At 41.4% G+C, this 17,304-nt stretch carries 21 protein-coding genes and 1 pseudogene; 14 read left to right on the plus strand and 8 right to left on the minus strand.

Annotation, left to right across the window (positions count from 1 at the left end; all coding sequences use genetic code 11):
- The first annotated feature begins 958 nt into the window (after window positions 1-958).
- A complete protein-coding gene (locus PseudUWO311_RS09205) occupies window positions 959-2,071 on the plus strand; it encodes a hypothetical protein (RefSeq protein ID WP_142654959.1) in 1,113 nt (370 codons plus the stop codon).
- Between the two features lie 67 nt (window positions 2,072-2,138).
- On the opposite strand, the gene PseudUWO311_RS09210 is transcribed toward PseudUWO311_RS09205, so the two are convergent.
- Together PseudUWO311_RS09210 and deoC are read right to left on the minus strand one after the other, a co-directional pair.
- The gene (locus PseudUWO311_RS09210) at window positions 2,139-2,648 is read right to left on the minus strand and encodes a hypothetical protein (RefSeq protein ID WP_142654960.1); all 510 of its coding nucleotides are present in this window, start codon (window positions 2,646-2,648) and stop codon (window positions 2,139-2,141) included.
- Between the two features lie 176 nt (window positions 2,649-2,824).
- A complete protein-coding gene (gene deoC, locus PseudUWO311_RS09215; RefSeq protein ID WP_142654961.1) occupies window positions 2,825-3,481 on the minus strand; it encodes a deoxyribose-phosphate aldolase in 657 nt (218 codons plus the stop codon).
- Between the two features lie 143 nt (window positions 3,482-3,624).
- Here deoC and PseudUWO311_RS09220 point away from each other — a divergent pair, with 143 nt between their 5' ends.
- Window positions 3,625-4,656, plus strand: coding sequence for a DUF2325 domain-containing protein (locus PseudUWO311_RS09220; RefSeq protein WP_142654962.1), 1,032 nt, complete (start codon window positions 3,625-3,627; stop codon window positions 4,654-4,656).
- Window positions 4,657-4,812: 156 nt separating this feature from the next.
- Here the strand turns inward: PseudUWO311_RS09220 and PseudUWO311_RS09225 are convergent, their stop codons facing one another.
- The gene (locus PseudUWO311_RS09225; protein WP_142654963.1) at window positions 4,813-5,433 is read right to left on the minus strand and encodes a hypothetical protein; all 621 of its coding nucleotides are present in this window, start codon (window positions 5,431-5,433) and stop codon (window positions 4,813-4,815) included.
- A 385-nt stretch (window positions 5,434-5,818) separates the two neighbouring features.
- On the opposite strand from PseudUWO311_RS09225, the gene PseudUWO311_RS09230 reads away from it, so the two are divergent.
- The 7 genes from PseudUWO311_RS09230 to atpA all read left to right on the plus strand — a co-directional run bounded on the left by PseudUWO311_RS09230 (window position 5,819) and on the right by atpA (window position 10,795).
- Window positions 5,819-6,253 (plus strand): ATP synthase subunit I, encoded by a 435-nt coding sequence (locus PseudUWO311_RS09230; protein ID WP_142654964.1) that lies wholly within the window; start codon window positions 5,819-5,821, stop codon window positions 6,251-6,253.
- A 32-nt stretch (window positions 6,254-6,285) separates the two neighbouring features.
- Window positions 6,286-7,047 carry a F0F1 ATP synthase subunit A gene (atpB, locus tag PseudUWO311_RS09235; protein ID WP_142654965.1) on the plus strand — a complete coding sequence of 254 codons (762 nt, stop codon included), beginning with the start codon at window positions 6,286-6,288 and terminating at the stop codon, window positions 7,045-7,047.
- A 116-nt stretch (window positions 7,048-7,163) separates the two neighbouring features.
- Window positions 7,164-7,409 (plus strand): ATP synthase F0 subunit C, encoded by a 246-nt coding sequence (gene atpE, locus PseudUWO311_RS09240; RefSeq protein WP_103670523.1) that lies wholly within the window; start codon window positions 7,164-7,166, stop codon window positions 7,407-7,409.
- Window positions 7,410-7,490: 81 nt separating this feature from the next.
- Window positions 7,491-7,988, plus strand: a complete 498-nt coding sequence (locus tag PseudUWO311_RS09245; protein WP_142654966.1) for a F0F1 ATP synthase subunit B' — start codon at window positions 7,491-7,493, stop codon at window positions 7,986-7,988.
- A gap of 63 nt (window positions 7,989-8,051) precedes the next feature.
- Window positions 8,052-8,585: a F0F1 ATP synthase subunit B gene (locus tag PseudUWO311_RS09250; protein WP_142654967.1), complete on the plus strand. Its 534-nt coding sequence runs from the start codon at window positions 8,052-8,054 to the stop codon at window positions 8,583-8,585.
- Window positions 8,586-8,593: 8 nt separating this feature from the next.
- Complete coding sequence (gene atpH / locus PseudUWO311_RS09255) at window positions 8,594-9,151, plus strand: ATP synthase F1 subunit delta (RefSeq protein WP_142654968.1); 558 nt, start codon at window positions 8,594-8,596, stop codon at window positions 9,149-9,151.
- A gap of 126 nt (window positions 9,152-9,277) precedes the next feature.
- Entirely contained in the window at window positions 9,278-10,795 is a 1,518-nt protein-coding gene (atpA, locus tag PseudUWO311_RS09260; protein ID WP_142654969.1) for a F0F1 ATP synthase subunit alpha, read from the plus strand.
- 66 nt (window positions 10,796-10,861) lie between these two features.
- Here atpA and PseudUWO311_RS09265 read toward each other — a convergent pair whose 3' ends face one another.
- Window positions 10,862-11,230 carry a type II toxin-antitoxin system PemK/MazF family toxin gene (locus PseudUWO311_RS09265; protein ID WP_142654970.1) on the minus strand — a complete coding sequence of 123 codons (369 nt, stop codon included), beginning with the start codon at window positions 11,228-11,230 and terminating at the stop codon, window positions 10,862-10,864.
- Window positions 11,224-11,478 carry an AbrB/MazE/SpoVT family DNA-binding domain-containing protein gene (locus PseudUWO311_RS09270; protein WP_142654971.1) on the minus strand — a complete coding sequence of 85 codons (255 nt, stop codon included), beginning with the start codon at window positions 11,476-11,478 and terminating at the stop codon, window positions 11,224-11,226. The genes PseudUWO311_RS09265 and PseudUWO311_RS09270 overlap by 7 nt, the downstream gene beginning before the upstream one ends.
- 405 nt (window positions 11,479-11,883) lie before the next feature.
- Here PseudUWO311_RS09270 and PseudUWO311_RS09275 point away from each other — a divergent pair, with 405 nt between their 5' ends.
- On the plus strand, window positions 11,884-12,135 hold the full coding sequence (locus tag PseudUWO311_RS09275) for a hypothetical protein (protein WP_142654972.1): 252 nt from the start codon (window positions 11,884-11,886) through the stop codon (window positions 12,133-12,135).
- Window positions 12,136-12,164: 29 nt separating this feature from the next.
- On the opposite strand, the gene PseudUWO311_RS09280 is transcribed toward PseudUWO311_RS09275, so the two are convergent.
- Window positions 12,165-12,407, minus strand: coding sequence for a hypothetical protein (locus PseudUWO311_RS09280; protein ID WP_142654973.1), 243 nt, complete (start codon window positions 12,405-12,407; stop codon window positions 12,165-12,167).
- A gap of 62 nt (window positions 12,408-12,469) precedes the next feature.
- Between PseudUWO311_RS09280 and PseudUWO311_RS24845 the strand changes: the two are divergent.
- Together PseudUWO311_RS24845 and PseudUWO311_RS09290 are read left to right on the plus strand one after the other, a co-directional pair.
- A pseudogene (locus PseudUWO311_RS24845) lies at window positions 12,470-12,747 on the plus strand (BrnT family toxin).
- On the plus strand, window positions 12,710-12,988 hold the full coding sequence (locus PseudUWO311_RS09290; RefSeq protein WP_142654974.1) for a BrnA antitoxin family protein: 279 nt from the start codon (window positions 12,710-12,712) through the stop codon (window positions 12,986-12,988). Before PseudUWO311_RS24845 ends, PseudUWO311_RS09290 begins: the two are co-directional and overlap by 38 nt.
- Before the next feature lie 141 nt (window positions 12,989-13,129).
- Here PseudUWO311_RS09290 and pseC read toward each other — a convergent pair whose 3' ends face one another.
- Together pseC and pseB are read right to left on the minus strand one after the other, a co-directional pair.
- Window positions 13,130-14,296, minus strand: a complete 1,167-nt coding sequence (pseC, locus tag PseudUWO311_RS09295) for a UDP-4-amino-4,6-dideoxy-N-acetyl-beta-L-altrosamine transaminase (protein ID WP_142654975.1) — start codon at window positions 14,294-14,296, stop codon at window positions 13,130-13,132.
- Window positions 14,293-15,303 (minus strand): UDP-N-acetylglucosamine 4,6-dehydratase (inverting), encoded by a 1,011-nt coding sequence (gene pseB, locus PseudUWO311_RS09300; protein WP_142654976.1) that lies wholly within the window; start codon window positions 15,301-15,303, stop codon window positions 14,293-14,295. The genes pseC and pseB overlap by 4 nt, the downstream gene beginning before the upstream one ends.
- Before the next feature lie 228 nt (window positions 15,304-15,531).
- Between pseB and PseudUWO311_RS23980 the strand changes: the two genes are divergently transcribed.
- Both PseudUWO311_RS23980 and PseudUWO311_RS09310 read left to right on the plus strand, forming a co-directional pair.
- Complete coding sequence (locus PseudUWO311_RS23980; RefSeq protein ID WP_190303444.1) at window positions 15,532-16,386, plus strand: helix-turn-helix domain-containing protein; 855 nt, start codon at window positions 15,532-15,534, stop codon at window positions 16,384-16,386.
- Between the two features lie 129 nt (window positions 16,387-16,515).
- On the plus strand, window positions 16,516-17,295 hold the full coding sequence (locus PseudUWO311_RS09310; RefSeq protein ID WP_142654977.1) for a SirB1 family protein: 780 nt from the start codon (window positions 16,516-16,518) through the stop codon (window positions 17,293-17,295).
- The last annotated feature ends 9 nt before the right edge of the window (window positions 17,296-17,304 follow it).

Below are 17,304 nucleotides of genomic sequence, written 5' to 3' on the forward strand. Positions count from 1 at the left end.
AAAGAAATTTTGAAAATTTAAAAACCCTTGCTGGGTTTTAGAAATTAGTATTACAAATGCTGAATGACACATGACAAGTGTGATGGCTAAATAAAACACTTGTCGTGCAATTCTCTTTATAAAAGTCAGTTTTGATGCAAGTCTGCCATCAAAATTGACTTTGGGTTTTTCTATACCGCAAGCATCGAAAAAACCAGAATTAGTTTAATTAGAACTGCTGAAAGCTTACTAAACAGAGTTAATTACAAAGCAAAACCCGCAAAGTTGCGCCTCGCAAGACCGCAAATTTGCGGGTTTTGGCAATTTATTTTGCTCAAGTACTTATTACAGCAATTACCGATCAAACGAACCACAAGAAAAAACTTAAAAGCGTTGCTTCGCAACGCTTTTAAGTTTTTTCTTGGTTTGGGTTTGAGCGCAAAGCGCTGTAAGTAAGGCAAATCAAAAAACTAAAGATAAGAAGTGTTGCGAAGCACCAGTCATCTTTAAGATTTTTATGACAATGGATAGATTTAGAACGCCAGACAGGGATAGAATTCACCAAACCCTTTTCCTACGGGTTACGCGAGATCTCCATGAAATTCTATGAAGTACTCTGACAAGTATTAACAGGACTGTCTGAGAACGGTGTATGCTTATTCAAGTTAAGATATCTAAAACTAAATCTTAACTGAAGCTAGAATTGGTAATTTTGCTAACCAAACTAAAGCAACAAAGCCAATCAGCAAGAAGGATAGGTTAGACTACCTAAATATTTTATTTTTTTGCGGAACTTAGTTTAGGTAGGTTTTAAATATGGATTCATCTCAGACTTAACTGAGATAATTATCAACTAAAATTCTTTCTTATACAGTTTGAATAAGATAGATTTAACGTTGGTTTTGATCACATATTTTTCTAGCAATTGCTTAGTAAGGTCTAGTCCGCAATTAGACAGCTTATTTTTCTGGAGGTTCAGATGAGTAAAATCAATAAGTCCAGCCAATCCGATGACTCAAATAGTAAATTACCAAAATCTGTTACACCTAAACCTCCGATTAAAGACTTGCCTAAATTAGAAGTTGTCAAAGTTATCGCTCCCAAGTCGCCAGAGTCTACTCTACCTGAAAAGCTGGAATCAATACAGCAGAGCGAAGTCCCAGTTAAAGCTGTGTCATCCGTTCCCAAGATTATCCCTGCCGCAGCAAGAGTAAAACTACCTAGTTTAAATCGTGCTGGAGATATTCAACCCGTCATAGCTAATCGAACTGAAGAATCCCAAGAAAATAAAATCTGTTTACAGCCAATTCCAGAACCAACAGAGCCATTTCAGTACAGAGCGATCGGCGTGATCAACGGCAAATATATTGCCAATGAAGATAACTTTGCAAAGGGATATATCCTAACTTCAGATGGTTCTCAAGTTGATGCAGTATTACTGGGGAAAATTATTTCCATTGTCAAAAAACGCTTAGAAAGCGATCGCGAATATTTATGGGTAGTATATCCGCGCACAAACGACAAAGCAGGTAAATTGCATGTTCAGATATCTGGCGTGTGGGCTCCTGTTGAACTTGGAAAGCCTGATATTCCAATCGATCCTCTTGTTGAAGATGGTTATTTCTCGGTGCGAGGTGAGATCTCAAGTCAGTCGATCGAAGATAACTCTGTCATCGTTAAGGTACGTCGTACTGAGCAAAAGTTTGACAAGCAAAAGGATAAGGTTACTAAAGAGTACACTAAGTTTAAAGTCCGCCTCACAGGGCTATTGCCAACCGATGCGGTCGGACAATTTTGGAGTGTAAATGTCCAGCGTCAAGGGGATGTTTTGACGATTATTGATGGTGAATTTATCGGGATTATCCCCTATAAAGGTAAGCGGGGATCTCAATTTAAGGGGCGCCCTAGTGGTGGTAAGTTTGCCCCAAGGAAGTACAATGATCGCCCCTATAGCGATCGTCCATTTAAGCCTTCCTATGCTAGTGATGGTGGCGATAGTTCTATGTATCCACCTCGTCCAAGATTTTCTTCAGAAGATCGTCCACCAGTTCCAAAGCCATTAATTAAGCGCAAAGATCCAACTGATATTTAAAAAAAGAACCTCTCGCGTAGCGAGAGGTTCTTTTTTTTAATAAGATATTGCGCAGCGAAATCTTATTTTACGGTTGTAATACCATGCTCCATTCTTTGTTTTTGCTGTCCCAAAACGGAGCGTCAGTTTCGCCAACAATATTTGGTCCCCAGTAAGTACGGGAGCCATCAGTAGCAAAGGCAAAAATTACATCACCTTTACCGATCGCAATTTTATAGTTTGGTAAAGATAACAAAAAGCCCTCTTTACCACCCTCATTCGGGGCAAAGTCCCAGTTTAGTGGCTCGATCGCTTTCCAAACATTTTGGGAGGTAACTCGTGAAAATAAGACAATCCGCACAGAGCGATCAGTACGATTGCCAACACGAAGGCTCCCAATATTTTCACCATCATTGAGGCTGGGTCGCGTAAAGGTTGCAGGCAAGGGCGGAACAATTACCTTAGCGGCTTCAGTAGTTTCGGGAAGATCACGGACTGGCTGTGGGGCAAAACGTTGCCATAGGGAAACACCTGTCAGGGCAATTAGCATTCCCAGACCCATTGAATAAGCATGTTTGACATCAAGAGTTGGTATCACAGCTTAGTTTTTGATGTTTATATTATTTTATGCTCTTTGATTGGGGAGGTCGGGATTATACCCAAATCTTTTAGGATTTATAGCTGTCTTCCAGCAAAAAAATAAGTAGCGGCACGAAGTGCCACTACTTATTTTTTGCTTTTGTCCTAAGTTTGCTAACAGCTTGTCTTTTTTAGTTAATCTTTTTCACGAGCGATCGCTACACCATGAGATGTACCAATGCGTGTTGCCCCTGCATCGATTAAGGCGATCGCTTGATCTCTAGTACGAATTCCGCCTGAAGCCTTAATACCGACCTTACCGCGTGAAATTTCCTTGAGAAACTTCACCATTTCAACTGTGGCTGCCCCAGCCCAGCCTGTACCAGTTTTCAAAAAAGCTACTCCTGCATCCATACATATCTCGGCTGCAAGTTCCTGTTCATCAGGTGTGAGTAAACTTAATTCTAAAATTGCTTTGACAGGTTTACCTGATTCCTCACAGATTTGAGCAATGTCTTGGTGTAATAAATTAGTCTGACCAGTTTTTAGCCAACCAAAATTAATGACGACATCTAATTCCGTTGCACCATTTTCTACTGCCTCCATAGCTTCATAAAGCTTAACGTTTGAGGTGGTCGCGCCGCTAGGAAAGCCGATTACTGTGCAAATTTCTACCTTAGTTTTGAGTAGTCGTTCTGTTACTCGCTTGACATTGCAAGGATAAACGCAGACGCTAGCAAATCCGAAGCGATCGGCCTCTTCACAAACGCGATCTACTTGTTCATCGCTGGCGGAGGGATCTAATAGGGCGTAATCAATATAGGTAGTAGGGTTGATATCAGTTTGAGGCATAAAACTATACACACTTAGGCAAGCGAGAGGTTACATTGGAGATTAGTGACGATAACTTCTTATAATTACTTATTCACGTCATTTCTTACGACTTATTCTCGACTAGTTAAAATTAAGCAAATATAGACAGATATTAAGTAAATATGCATATTTCTGAATTAGATGAACTGGAAGCGTCGGTTAGTGACTTGCTGACAATGGCAAAGGTTGAGTTAGAACAAAATCGGCTGCAACAACAACGTGATCGCCAAATCCAAGAAGCAGTAGCTCAAATTGAAGCAAGATTAAAACCGTTGCTGGCAAAAGTCGAACAGATGCTCCAAGAATATATCCGTGAAGGTGGACATCAAGACAGCGAGACTAAGCAAAGGCTAGAAAAAAAGGCTGCCGATATCCGACAGGAAATCGCTGAAGCCCCAACTCTAGCAGCCCAACTTGCTGATCGCCAATTGATCTTGAGTGAAGAAAGACTACTAGATGAACGAATAACCGAACAAACGGCTCAATGGCGACTGGAATTAAAAGCTGATCTATTGGAGATGATCGAAGAACAACGTGATTTCTTTAGCGCTACCGACGCTTCGATCGCAGTTCGTGGATATGCCAATGACTTAAAAGCGATCGGTGTACTCGAAGAAGTCGTCGAGGCGCTAATCAATCAAATAAATTCTCACAGTGAAGAGGGTCCCGTTGCTCGCTTGCGTGGCAGCCACGAACAAACCCTCACTTTTATTTACAACAAAGCTCTTGAAAATCGCTCCCGCGTTGATCGTGCCCCCGATGTCCAACCCATCGCTAGGCATCGTAAGTCGGAAAAACGACCTGCACTATATACCGATCTCAGTGGCAAGGTTTTGGTATTTGGCGGACACGATCGCTTACAAACGGCTGTAAAAAATAGGCTGCGCGATTCGGCAATTAATTTAATGTGGTATACCGAACAAGATGGCTTACAACTTGCAGCTCAAGGCGAAAGTCAAATTGCAGGTGGTGATCTAATTATTATTGTGACGGGTTATGCAAGCCACTCACTCACCGAAAGAGCGATCGAGGCTTGCCGTCGGGCTAATAAAACCTATGAAATTGTGAATACAACAGGTATGACCAGACTACTAGAAGTAATCGAATCGGGACTAAAAGCAAAGCAATTAGCACGTCATTGGAAACAAAACTAATACCAAATGAAGAAATGGCGTTGCCATTTCTTCATTTGGTATTAGTTTTGTTTAGTTTTTGGTTCACAAAGAAGTGTTGTCACACCTTCGTGAATTAGTATAAAACAATAAAAAAGAGAGGCGATGCAAAGCATCGCCTCTCTTTTTTATTGTTGATTATTTAGGAGCCGCAGCATTAGGGCGCACAAACTGTGCATCCACAAAACCTAGCTCAAACAACTGCTGATAAGCCTGCGAGCCCAAATCGCGAGTTGGCGCTTGACTACGAATCAACTGAATTAACAGAGGCACAGCTAATTCAGGCTGATTTTTGGCGCGATATACGACAGCAAGCTGATAAGTCGCCTCATCACGCAACTGAGCCGTTTGTAAAGCCTTACGACGATGGCTATCAGAAATGCGATTATCAATTCCTGAAAAGCTCGTTGTTAGCTCCTGATAAAAATTTGATAGCTGGTTAAACACTTGACGCGCATCTTGCAACTTAGTAACAGCTTGATCGTAATTTTGCTGACTAATTGCGGTCATCGACTCCGACATCAATCGCTGTCCACCCGAAATACTAAACACACTACTCTCAAGAGAATTGGGCTTAGTAGGCTCTAAAGGCTGAGCTTGGGGAGAAGCGACGGGCTGTGACTGGGCTAGAAGTTGCTGCGCTGAAGCAGCATTTGGCGCGATCGCCCCTAGGGACAGCCAAGCAGCAGAGATAAGAGACAATACTGCGGCTGGAAAAGCAAACTGAAACGGGCGAGGATTAGCGAAAGATGTGGACATAGGTTGCAAATTCTGGATGCTCACAGAAAGTAATGAATTTTGAACGAAAATCTAATTAATGAAGCAAAAAAATAAATTAGCATTTAAACTTATTTTTTTTACTTAATTTTTTAAGCATTCGTCTAAAACTTTTTGCTATGGTAACACCCCAACATAGACTAAATACCTATTAAAAGTATCCGCCAAAAAGTATAGGCAATGGTTTAGTACCTTTACATAGTTATTTGTTGAAGAGTTGTAAAGCAAATGTGACATCTTGCGTGATATTCTTAGTAACGGTGTAGGCAGCTACATCCAAGTCTTTGGACACCTAATTTCGTTTGAGAAATATCTCAAATAACAGTTCTTCACTCAAATAATCAGCAATTTTCGCTAAAAGCCAACAGTGAAGATTATTCCCGCAAAAAACAGTGCAGCTTCGCAGGCGATTGTAGATATCTCGTCTCCATCAGATTCTGGTGGAATGGATGAATACAACCGTCTTAAACTCAAGCTGCTAATGCTAACCCTCATTTCTGGACTAGTTATTGGTCTAGTTGTGTTGTGCGTGTATGGATGGAACATTGCACTCAGCTATTTTGTCGGTGCAGTGGTCGGTGCTGTCTATCTTAGGATGCTAGCCAAAGGAGTAGATCGTTTGGGTAAACAGTCCAAACGGCTCGGTTATGCTCGCTTTGGCGTATTCGTCATTCTAATAGCGATCACCGCCAAGTCAGAACAATTGCAGGTTTTGCCAGCATTTTTTGGCTTTATGACCTACAAACTTGCTGTTTTAGCGATTCTTGCTCAAGATTTGACAGGTGTGTCTAATTCTCGCTGATTTGACCTCTTACAGGTTGTAACATATCGAACATGATCGATCCAGTAATTTTTAGCCATCAAAACAGTTTTGCCGCACTAGAAGTGGGCAAACACTTTTATTGGCAGTTCGGTAACCTAGCGGTACATGGTCAAGTATTAATCGTTAGCTGGATTGTAATGGGCGTAGTACTTGTTGCTGCAATCATCGGATCTAGCACCGCCAAAGCTGACCAACGTGTTCCCGCAGGTTTTCAAAATTTCATGGAATATGCTCTGGAATACGTTCAGAGCATTGCCAAAGACCAAATTGGCGAGAAGCATTATAGAGAATGGGTACCATTTGTTGGTAGTCTGTTCTTGTTTATCTTCGTATCAAATTGGGCTGGAGCACTTGTTCCTTGGAAACTAATTAAACTACCTGAAGGCGAACTTGGAGCACCTACTGGTGACATTAACACCACTGTCGCTTTGGCTTTATTGGTCTCTCTGGCCTATTTCTATGGGGGATTGAAGAAGCGTGGACTGGAATTTTTTACCAGATATGTTCAAGCTTCACCTTTTCTCCTTCCTTTATGGGTTCTAGAAGACTTTACTAAACCACTCTCCCTGAGCTTCCGTCTTTTCGGAAACATTCTAGCGGATGAGCTAGTAGTTGGTGTTATGGTTCTCCTAGTGCCTTTGTTTGTTCCTTTACCATTAATGGTTTTAGGACTTTTTACCAGCGCAATCCAAGCCTTGATTTTCTCAACACTTGCCGCGTCTTACATTGGTGAAGCAATGGAAGGTCATGGAGATGAAGGTCACGAGCATTAGATAGCATTTGACTTTTCATTTCTATAATTTCACAATTGTTTTTTATCCTGTATTTCGCTCTTGTATTCTGTAAATTCTTCTCTCCAGCAAATTAACTAAAAAAGTAAGAAAAAATGATTGATCCATTAGTAGCCTCAGCTTCAGTAATCGCCGCTAGCATCGCTGTTGGTCTTGGTGCAGTTGGACCTGGTATCGGACAAGGTACTGCCGCTAGCCGTGCCGTTGAAGGTATTGCACGTCAGCCTGAAGCAGAAGGCAAAATCCGTGGCACACTTCTTTTGAGCTTTGCGTTCATGGAAGCTCTAACGATTTATGGTCTGGTTATTGCTCTGATCCTATTATTTGCCAATCCTTTTGCTTAAGAGTTAATCAAAAAGAAGCTATGAGTGTTTGCTCTTAGCTTCTTCGTGACTCTAGCAAATGAATCTTTTGGCAAAATAACTATGATACTTTTGAACCTTGTCTCAACTGTTCTGCTTGCTGCGGAAGCTGTCGAGCAGAAGGGTGGATTATTTGATGTTAATGCCACTCTCCCCATTATGGCGGTGCAGTTCATTGTTTTTGTGGCACTTCTCAACGTTATTTTCTTCAAACCTCTAAGCAAAGCGATCGATGATCGTGATGATTATGTTAGATCGCAGATTATTGAAGCGAAGGAACGTTTAGAGAAAGCTGAGTTAGTTGTGAAGCAATATGAGCAAGAACTTGCTACTGCTCGTAAAGCCACGCAAAATGTTTTAGCTACAGCTCAAGCGGGCGCAAATAAGATTCGCAACGAACGTATTGATGCAGCCATGGCAGAAGCAAAAGCAAAAGTTGCGACTGCAAAGGCTGAAATCGAGAAACAAAAGCAAGATGCAACATCATCTTTGGATACGGAAGTGGAATCACTCAGTCGCCAAGTTCTAGAAAAGCTTTTGGGTAACTTAGTAAGATCCTAGTCTTCATAATCCTTGATAGCTTCTGTCTGGCTTGTGGCTGATATTGAGTAATAGAAATATTTTATGATTAGCAATTTCGTTTTACTTGCTAGCGAAGCAGGCGAGTCTTCAGGAATTGGTTTTAATACCGATATTCTTGAAACTAATGTAATTAACTTAGTAATTGTCGTAGCTTTTCTAGTGTATGCAGGGCGCGGGTTTCTAGGCAAAATCCTTTCAGCTAGATTGGAGTCCATCCAGTCGGCGATCAGTGATGCAGAGAAACGTCAAAAAGAAGCAACAGATAAGCTAGCAGTTCAGCAAGGGAAATTGGCTCAGGCAAAAACTGAAGCTGATAACTTGCGTAAACAAGCTGAAACTGATGCTAAAAGCGCAGCTGATTTAATTTTGGCAACGGTAGATGCAGATATTGCTCGTTTGAGAGAATCTGCCGATCAAGAGATTGCAACGGAACAGGAACGGGTAATCGTGCAATTGCGTCAGCAAGTTGCCGATAAAGCTCTTGCTAATGTGCAAGCTTACTTTGATCGCGGTTTGAGTGAATCCACTCAGATCGAGTTAATTGACCGTAGCATTGCCCTTTTGAGTTCTGACTAGGAGAAAACATGAAATCTAGTTCTGTTAGTCAATCCGTCGTTGCTCCGTATGCTGACGCTTTGATGGCCTTGGCTCAAGAGCAAAATCATTTAGATGAGATCGCCAAAGATGTACGTTTAATTAGCGAAACTCTTGCTGATTCTGTTGAGTTAACTCAACTTTTCGCAAGTCCTCTCGTTGGTGCAGATGTCAAAAAAGGTGTAATTGAAAGTGCATTTGGTCCTTCGGTTAACGTTTTGACCAAAAGCTTTTTACTTCTATTAGTAGACCGCAAACGTATTGCCTTCTTGAGCGAAATCATTAGTCAGTTTCAAGCTTTATTGCGTGTGATTGATGGAGTAGCTCTTGCAGAAATCACATCTGCTTTGAAATTGAGCAGATCTCAAGAAGATAGCCTTCGCGATCGCGTCAAAGCAATGACTAAATCTAAGAGTGTTCAACTTGATATAACCATCAATCCTGATTTGATCGGTGGTGTAATCATCAAAGTTGGCTCTCAGGTAGTAGATGCCAGCATTCGTGGACAACTACGTCGTCTTAAGACAAGCTTAACTGCAGGCGTTTAGAAGGTCAAAGTAATTACGAATTACGAATTACGAACCAATCATCAAAAAGCTAATAGCTAACTGCTAATAGCCAAATCCCCAAATATTAAAAACAAATCGATCGCTGATAACTGGTAAAACACAACTATGGTTAGCATCAGACCTGACGAAATAAGCAATATTATCAAGCAGCAAATTGCTAATTATAACCAAGAGCTGCAAGTTTCCAACGTTGGTACTGTCCTGCAAGTCGGTGACGGTATCGCTCGTGTCTACGGCTTGGAACAGTGCATGGCTGGCGAGTTGCTGGAATTTGAAGATGGTACTGTCGGCATTGCGCTGAACCTTGAAGAAGACAACGTTGGTGTTGTGTTGATGGGTGAAGGTCGCAAAATCGCTGAAGGTAGCTCGGTTAAAGCAACTGGACGTATTGCTCAAGTTCCCGTAGGTGAGGCTTTCATTGGTCGCGTTGTTGATGGTTTGGCTCAACCCATCGATGGCAAAGGCGAAATCAAAGCATCTGAATCTCGCTTAATTGAATCTCCTGCACCTGGAATTATTGCTCGTAAATCCGTATTTGAACCTCTGCAAACTGGTATCACTGCAATTGACGCGATGATTCCTGTTGGTCGTGGTCAACGCGAATTGATCATTGGCGATCGCCAAACAGGTAAGACTTCCGTTGCTGTAGACACAATCATCAACCAAAAAGGTTTGGATTGCGTTTGCGTATATGTAGCGATCGGGCAAAAAGCTTCTACCGTTGCGAACGTTGTTAACAAGCTCCGTGAAAGTGGCGCAATGGAATACACGATCGTCGTTATGGCAAGTGCCAACGATCCTGCTACCTTGCAATACCTCGCTCCTTATACAGGCGCAGCATTGGCTGAGTACTTTATGTACAAAGGTCAAGGTACTTTGATTGTATATGATGATTTGTCCAAGCAAGCCCAAGCTTATCGCCAAATGGCTCTCTTGCTCCGTCGTCCACCAGGTCGTGAAGCTTATCCTGGAGACGTATTCTACTTACACTCTCGCTTGCTCGAACGTGCAGCGAAGTTGAGTGATGAACTCGGCGGTGGTTCAATGACCGCATTGCCTATCATCGAAACCCAAGCTGGTGACGTATCGGCTTACATTCCTACCAACGTAATTTCGATTACCGACGGTCAAATCTTCTTGTCTTCTGACCTCTTCAACGCTGGTATTCGTCCTGCGATCAACCCTGGTATCTCGGTATCCCGTGTTGGCTCTGCTGCACAAATCAAGGCGATGAAACAGGTGGCAGGTAAGATTAAGTTGGAATTGGCTCAGTATGATGACCTCGTAGCATTCGCTCAGTTCGCTTCTGATTTGGACAAAACCACTCAAGCTCAACTAGCTCGTGGTGTTCGTCTGCGCGAAATTCTTAAGCAGCCTCAATATTCGCCATTGCCCGTAGGCGATCAAGTTGCGATTATCTATACCGCAATTAATGGCTACCTTGATGAATTAGAAGTTGAGCAAGTTGGCGCATTCAACAAGGGTCTGCGTAACTACTTGGCAACCAGTAAGCCTAAGTACGGCGAAATCATCAAGTCCGAGAAGAAGCTCTCTGACGAAGCAGAAAAAATCTTAAAGGAAGCACTTGTTGAATACAAGAAGACCTTCTTGGCTTCTGTGTAATTCATAAATCAAGCTAATAAAAAAGAGGGCATATGCCCTCTTTTTTATTGGAATTTTGAGACCGATTTATAGCTGAATGATTTGATTCAGGCGATCGCATACTTGAGCAAACAAATCATTATTCAACCTTCCCAAAGAATGTGGTTTTGCGCCACGTAATCGCCAATCAAAGGATTTTGGCTGATGACAGAGAACATAACTGGTTTTATCAGCTTTACGCCCTGAAGCTTTACCCACTGCGATCGCAAAAGGGTTGTCGGCATTATATGCGGCTGTTGTCATCGGTAAGCCAATCACGATCGCCGTTTTTTCGTTAAAAGTTTGTGGTGATAATACCAAGAAAGGATGAACGTCTTTCATTTCCTGCCCAACCTGTGGATTGCAATCGATCCAAATAATGTCTTGGCGATCGGGTATCCATAGGCTTTTTACCATTGTTCTGCGCCGAGCCTTTTGGATGTTGTCATAACTTCGCCACCATGTCGGGCTGGATCAAATTTGGCTAGGCGTTCTTCAAGGGTTAATGGCTCATTGAGAATAGGGGCAATAATAACTACACCATCAACAACGGATAGTTTTACTCTTTGATTTACATGGAGATGGGCAGCACGGGCGATCGCTGCTGGTAACCGAACACCTAAGTTATTGCCCCATGTTTTGATATCGAGTATTGCTTCAGCCATAGTAATATTTCAAATGTTTAAACACTAGTATAAACATTATAGATGTTGTTTTTAAAATGGCTCACTCATAAGAAAGTTCTGTAATATGGGAATAAGACTTTAATAAATATTGAATGAATATGGAAAGTTGTAACACTTGGCAATGTGTAAATAGCTTTGCTCCTTGGATAGCTGCATTATTGGGTACATCTATCTCTGTACTTACATTTTGGTTATCTGTTAAGAAACAAAGTCATTCGTGTAGATTCTAGAATAAGTATTGCTCAACTCGCAGGGAATGCTCCGACAACACTTAATCGCTGGGCTTATCAGATTAGTTTTATAAATATAGGAGCAAGACCCGTAACTATTACTTATTTTGAGTGGCATCACAAATCACATCCATTTGGAAGACTTCAAAGAAAAATGACATTTCCTCATATGGATCAAAAGTTTTCTCTCTTATGTACAAAATTTCCAGCTAAGCTAACCGATGGAGAACAAGGTCATGTATTTCATCCTATAGATTTCTTTAAAAGTATGGATAAAAGTGCTGACTTCTTATTTGCAGAGAATGCGTTTATAGCCTTTTATAGAATAAGCACATTCAATATTTTTTTAACAACAAGTGTTGGGAAAACTAAAAAAGTTAAAATTACACGGGGATTTAAGGAATGAAATTTGGAAGCAATACAAGGGGATTTCTACTATTCCCATGTAATATGTACGAGATTGTTGAAAAACTTTACTGATGTAGCGATCGCATTGTTTTTGATGAATAGGCGATCGCTGTTTGGTGATTTGAATGATGGGGCGATCGCTTTGTTTTTTATTTTTTGGAATAGGCGATCACTGGTTAGTAATTTGAATGATGGGGTGATCGCATTATTTTTATTTTTTGGTGAATAGGCGATCGCTGTTAGATGATTTGAATGATAGGGTGATCGCATTATTTTGATTTTTTATGAATAGGCGATAATGAAAGCAATTAGTTTAATTAGCCATTACCTTCATGCAGTTTGAGTGGGATGAAACAAAAAATCTTGAAAATATTCGCAAGCATGAAATTGACTTTGCAGATGTTCCCTCAATGTTTGATGGTGAAATGCTGATAGAGCTAGATGATCGCTTTGATTATGGCGAAGATCGCTGTTTGGGATCGGTTTTCTCGGTCTTAGAATAGCGGTAGTAGTCTGGACAGAACGTAAAAACAACATCATCCGAATCATTTCTGCAAGAAGAGCCAACCGTCATGAACAGAGAAAATTTGAACAGTACCTCTCGTACTAACTGGGCAGCATTGGAAGCAGTGTCAGATCAGGATATTGATTACTCAGATATCCCACCGCTAACAGATGAGTTTTTTGAACGTGCAACTTTACGCATTCCCGTGGAGCAAGCTCAAAACTTAGTTCAACTAGATCCTGATGTAAAACAATGGTTTCAGAATCAAGGAGATCATTATAAAACTCTGATTAACAGCGTGTTACGCCAATATATAGAAAACAGTAAAACTCAACAGTCCGCATAAAGTTGTGCTGAATAATTTGATGGATAGGTGATCGCTGTACTTTAATTCCTGATGAATAGGCGATCGCTGTTAGATGATTTGAAAGATAGGGCGATCGCATTATTTTGATTTTTGTTGAATAGGCGATCGCTGTGATCTCCATTAGTGCAAAATTTCTTGCAGACTTGCGACAACCCGATCTTGATCTGTCTCTGTCAATCCATAATACAAAGGGATACTAATTGCACTTTTATAATACATTTCTGATTTTTGGAAATCACCATGGCAAAAACCTAGATTTTGATAATAGGGATGGGTATGTACGGGAATATAATGCAGATTTACCCCAATACCTGCTTGGCGGAGTTGCTCGAATACTTGACAATGGGTTTTGCTAATTTTGTCAAGATTTAAACGAATTACATATAGATGCCAACTAGATTCTGTATCAAAATGCTGGTAGGGCAAAGTAATAGGCAGATCCTGCAATAAATGATTATACCGTTGAGCTAAAAATCTCCGCCTAGTTACAAATTTATCCAAACGTTGGATTTGACTTACACCCAAAGCCGCTTGAATATCAGTCATGCGGTAATTAAACCCCAGTTCTAATTGCTGGTAATACCAACCACCATGAACTTCACCTTGCATTAAATCTGGATTGCGCGTAATGCCATGCGATCGCAAACGGCTCAACTTTTCATACAAATCCTCGCGATTAGTTAACACCATTCCTCCTTCACCTGTAGTGATAATCTTCACTGGATGAAAGCTAAACACAGCTAAGTCGGAAAACTCACAACTGCCAATCGCTTTGTTCCGATATTTACCACCGATCGCATGGGAAGCGTCTTCGATTACCTTAAATCCATACTGCTGAGATAGAATCGCAATCTTCTCCATCTCGCAGGATTGCCCCGCAAAATGCACGGGTACTAAAACTTTTGGCAAGCATCCTAATTGAGCCGCTCTAACCAGCTTTTGCTCTAATTCATCGACACTTAAATTATAAGTTTGTGAATTAATATCCACAAAATCGACCTTAGCTCCACAATACAAGCCGCAATTCGCCGAAGCCACAAAAGTATTTGGTGAAGTCCAGAGATAATCCTGCTTACCTAAGCCAATTGCTAAACAAGCAATATGTAAGGCAGCCGTAGCATTAGAAACAGCGATCGCATACTTAGCTCCGCAATATTCAGCCACAGCATGCTCAAATCGGGAAGTAGCAGAACCTTGAGTTAACCAGTCTGACTGCAAAACTTCAATCACACTTTGAATGTCGGAAGCATCAATATCCTGTCGCCCATAGGGAATATATGCTGTCATATCGCAAAACTCGGATCAACATGAGTCTGAATCAACATACGCAACTCATCGACAGTCAAAAAATGCTTGTTTTGACCAGAATTATAGCTAAAGCCAGTCTCTACCATTTTCGCCCCCATCTCAAGATATCGCTCTATATGATCACCATGTACTGGCAAGATCGCATAATATTCACCACAGTCAACCGTAGTAAAAGCATCTGAAGTTGTAATCATTTCTTCATGCACTTTTTCCCCTGCCCGAATCCCCACAATCCGCTGTTCGCATTCAGGTGCGATCGCTGTAGCAACATCAGTAATCCGATAGGACGGAATCCTTGGCACAAAAATCTCACCGCCCCAAGCATTCTCGATCGCCCACATCACCATTTTTACCCCTTCATCTAAAGTGATATTAAATCGAGTCATTAGCGGATCGGTAATTGGTAAAACACCTTCATGACGCTTCTGCAAGAAAAAAGGAATCACTGAACCTCGTGAGCCCATGACATTGCCATAACGCACCACACTAAAATATAAATCTCGCGATCCCTTAATGTTATTGGCTGCAACAAATAGCTTGTCAGCACATAGTTTCGTCGCACCATACAAGTTAATCGGAGCCGCCGCCTTATCGGTAGATAGAGCCACAACCCTCTTTACACCGCTATCTAAAGCAGCTTCAATAACGTTTTCTGAGCCCAAAACATTGGTACGAATAAACTCAATGGGATTGTACTCTGCGGCAGGAACTTGCTTTAAAGCTGCGGCATGAACAACGATATCAATGCCTTCACAAGCCCGAGTTAGCCGTCGCACATCGCGAATATCACCAATAAAATAACGTAATCCGGGATATTGGCGATCGGAAAATTGCTGCGCCATTTCAAACTGTTTCAATTCATCGCGTGAATAAATTACTAGTCGATGGATGGTCGGAAGCTTTTGCAGAATCAATTCTACAAACTTTTTCCCAAAAGATCCCGTACCGCCAGTTACCAAGATTGAACTTGTTTGATCAATTTGCATGAAGTTCTAAAACTTTGTCGATGTTAGTATAAATAATTAGAGTTGCGTTACACTTTCAGCAAATATAAAATTTAAAGCTCCCATAAGCTCCTCTGTATTTTGTAATTTGTGAAAGCCATACTTCACCAATAGTTTTACAAATAGTTATTTATTAAAACTCTAACCCATACGCTCAAGCGTTAAGATATTGATTGGTTCGTAGATGCGGTTTCGGGGTATCCCAAATCAATGGCTGTTAAACTTGCGCTGGATGATAAACAAGAAATACTTCGCCTCTATCGTGAGTCTGATGCGACCACGACTCAGTTGGCGAAGCAGTTTGGCATTAGTACGAGTACAGTCCTGCGACTGCTACAAGAGCTAATTCCTGCTGAGGAGTATCGACAATTGGTAGGTCAAAAAAAGGCTGATGGGAAGAGAGGATCGCGGATAAATTATGACATTGGTGGTTTTCAGGTAAATCAGCTTGCGTTAATTCCTGATGATTTGTCACTGGCAAACGATCCCAGCAACTATATTTATGCTCAAGATGATGAAACTGATCAAGGTGATGAAACGGCGATCACGATGGATGACATAGATGAAACTCAAAATATAGCGGATGGTGAAATCGATGACGATGAACTAGACGAAGATGACGAAGATGATCTCGTTGATGAGGATAATCTAGATCTTGATGAAAATGAGCTAGATGATGAAGATACTGACGAAGATGCTGATGAATCTGGCTTGTCGATGTTTGAGAATCTGCGAGGTAGTCATAGCACAAGCGATCGCCTTGAGATTATGCCCCTAGACAAGGCTGACTTGCCACTAATTTGCTATATCGTCGTCGATCGCATTGCGGAGATTATTACTCGTCCCCTTAAAGATTTTAAGGATCTTGGGGAAATTCCTGCCGAAGAGGCGCTGTCAAAAACAATTCCAATTTTTGATAATCATCGTGTGGCAAGGCGTTTTTCTCATCATAATCAGCGTGTGATTAAGTTTCCTAGCGATTTAATCCATATTACTCGTCCCAAACTTGTCCAAAAGGGGATCACTCGTATTTTGTTTAGTGGACAGGTTTATACATTAAATTAAAAAAAATGTAATGATGCACCCCGCTTTGCGCGATGCATCATTACCAATAGAGTAAAAGGCAAAAGTAAAAAGGCGAATATTGTGTTAACGCTTTCTCCAGCGCGGCAAAAGTTTTGGCAAATTGCCCATATGTCAGACAATGAAATGTCCATTGATCATCTGCTCGAAGGTGCTTTGGCGATCTCATGGGAAGAATATCCGCGCATGGATCTTGGGCATTATCGGGCGATTTTTGATCGCATGGTCGAGGAATTACAGCCAAGGCTAGACCAGATTCATTACCCACTCAAGGTAGTAAAAGAGATAAATCAGTATCTGTTTGCAGAGCAAGGGTTTTGTGGCAATGATCACGATTATTATGATCCTCTGAATAGCTTCATCAATGATGTGCTAGAAAGGCGCTTGGGGATTCCTCTATCGCTATCACTGGTTTATATGGTGATTTGCGATCGCCTTGGTTTTCCGATGGACGGGATTAGTTTCCCAGCCCATTTTATTATTCGCCCTCGCCATCCTGATCTAGAGATTTTCATTGATCCCTATAATAAAGGCGAAATTTTATTTCCCGAAGATTGCGCGGCAAAGTTGACCCAACTATATGGCTACAACATCCCTCTTCAGCCCGAATATCTCGAACCCGTTAGCATTCGCCGCATTTTAGATCGATTGCTCAATAATCTCAAACTGATCTATCTGCGTCGCCGTGAGCCTACTAAAGCTTTAGCTGCCATCGAGCGATCGCTAATGCTAAACCCTGATGTGCCAACCCAATGGCGCGATCGCGGTTTAATTTGCTATCAACTCGATCGCCATACCGAAGCAAGAATAGATTTAGAAAACTATTTACAACAGGCTCCCTATGCCGATGACGGTCGTATCATCCTGCAATTAATCGAGGAAATGAAATAACGAAAAATC

Origin of the sequence: Pseudanabaena sp. UWO311 (genome assembly GCF_006937785.1) — a bacterium.
GTDB lineage: Bacteria > Cyanobacteriota > Cyanobacteriia > Pseudanabaenales > Pseudanabaenaceae > Pseudanabaena.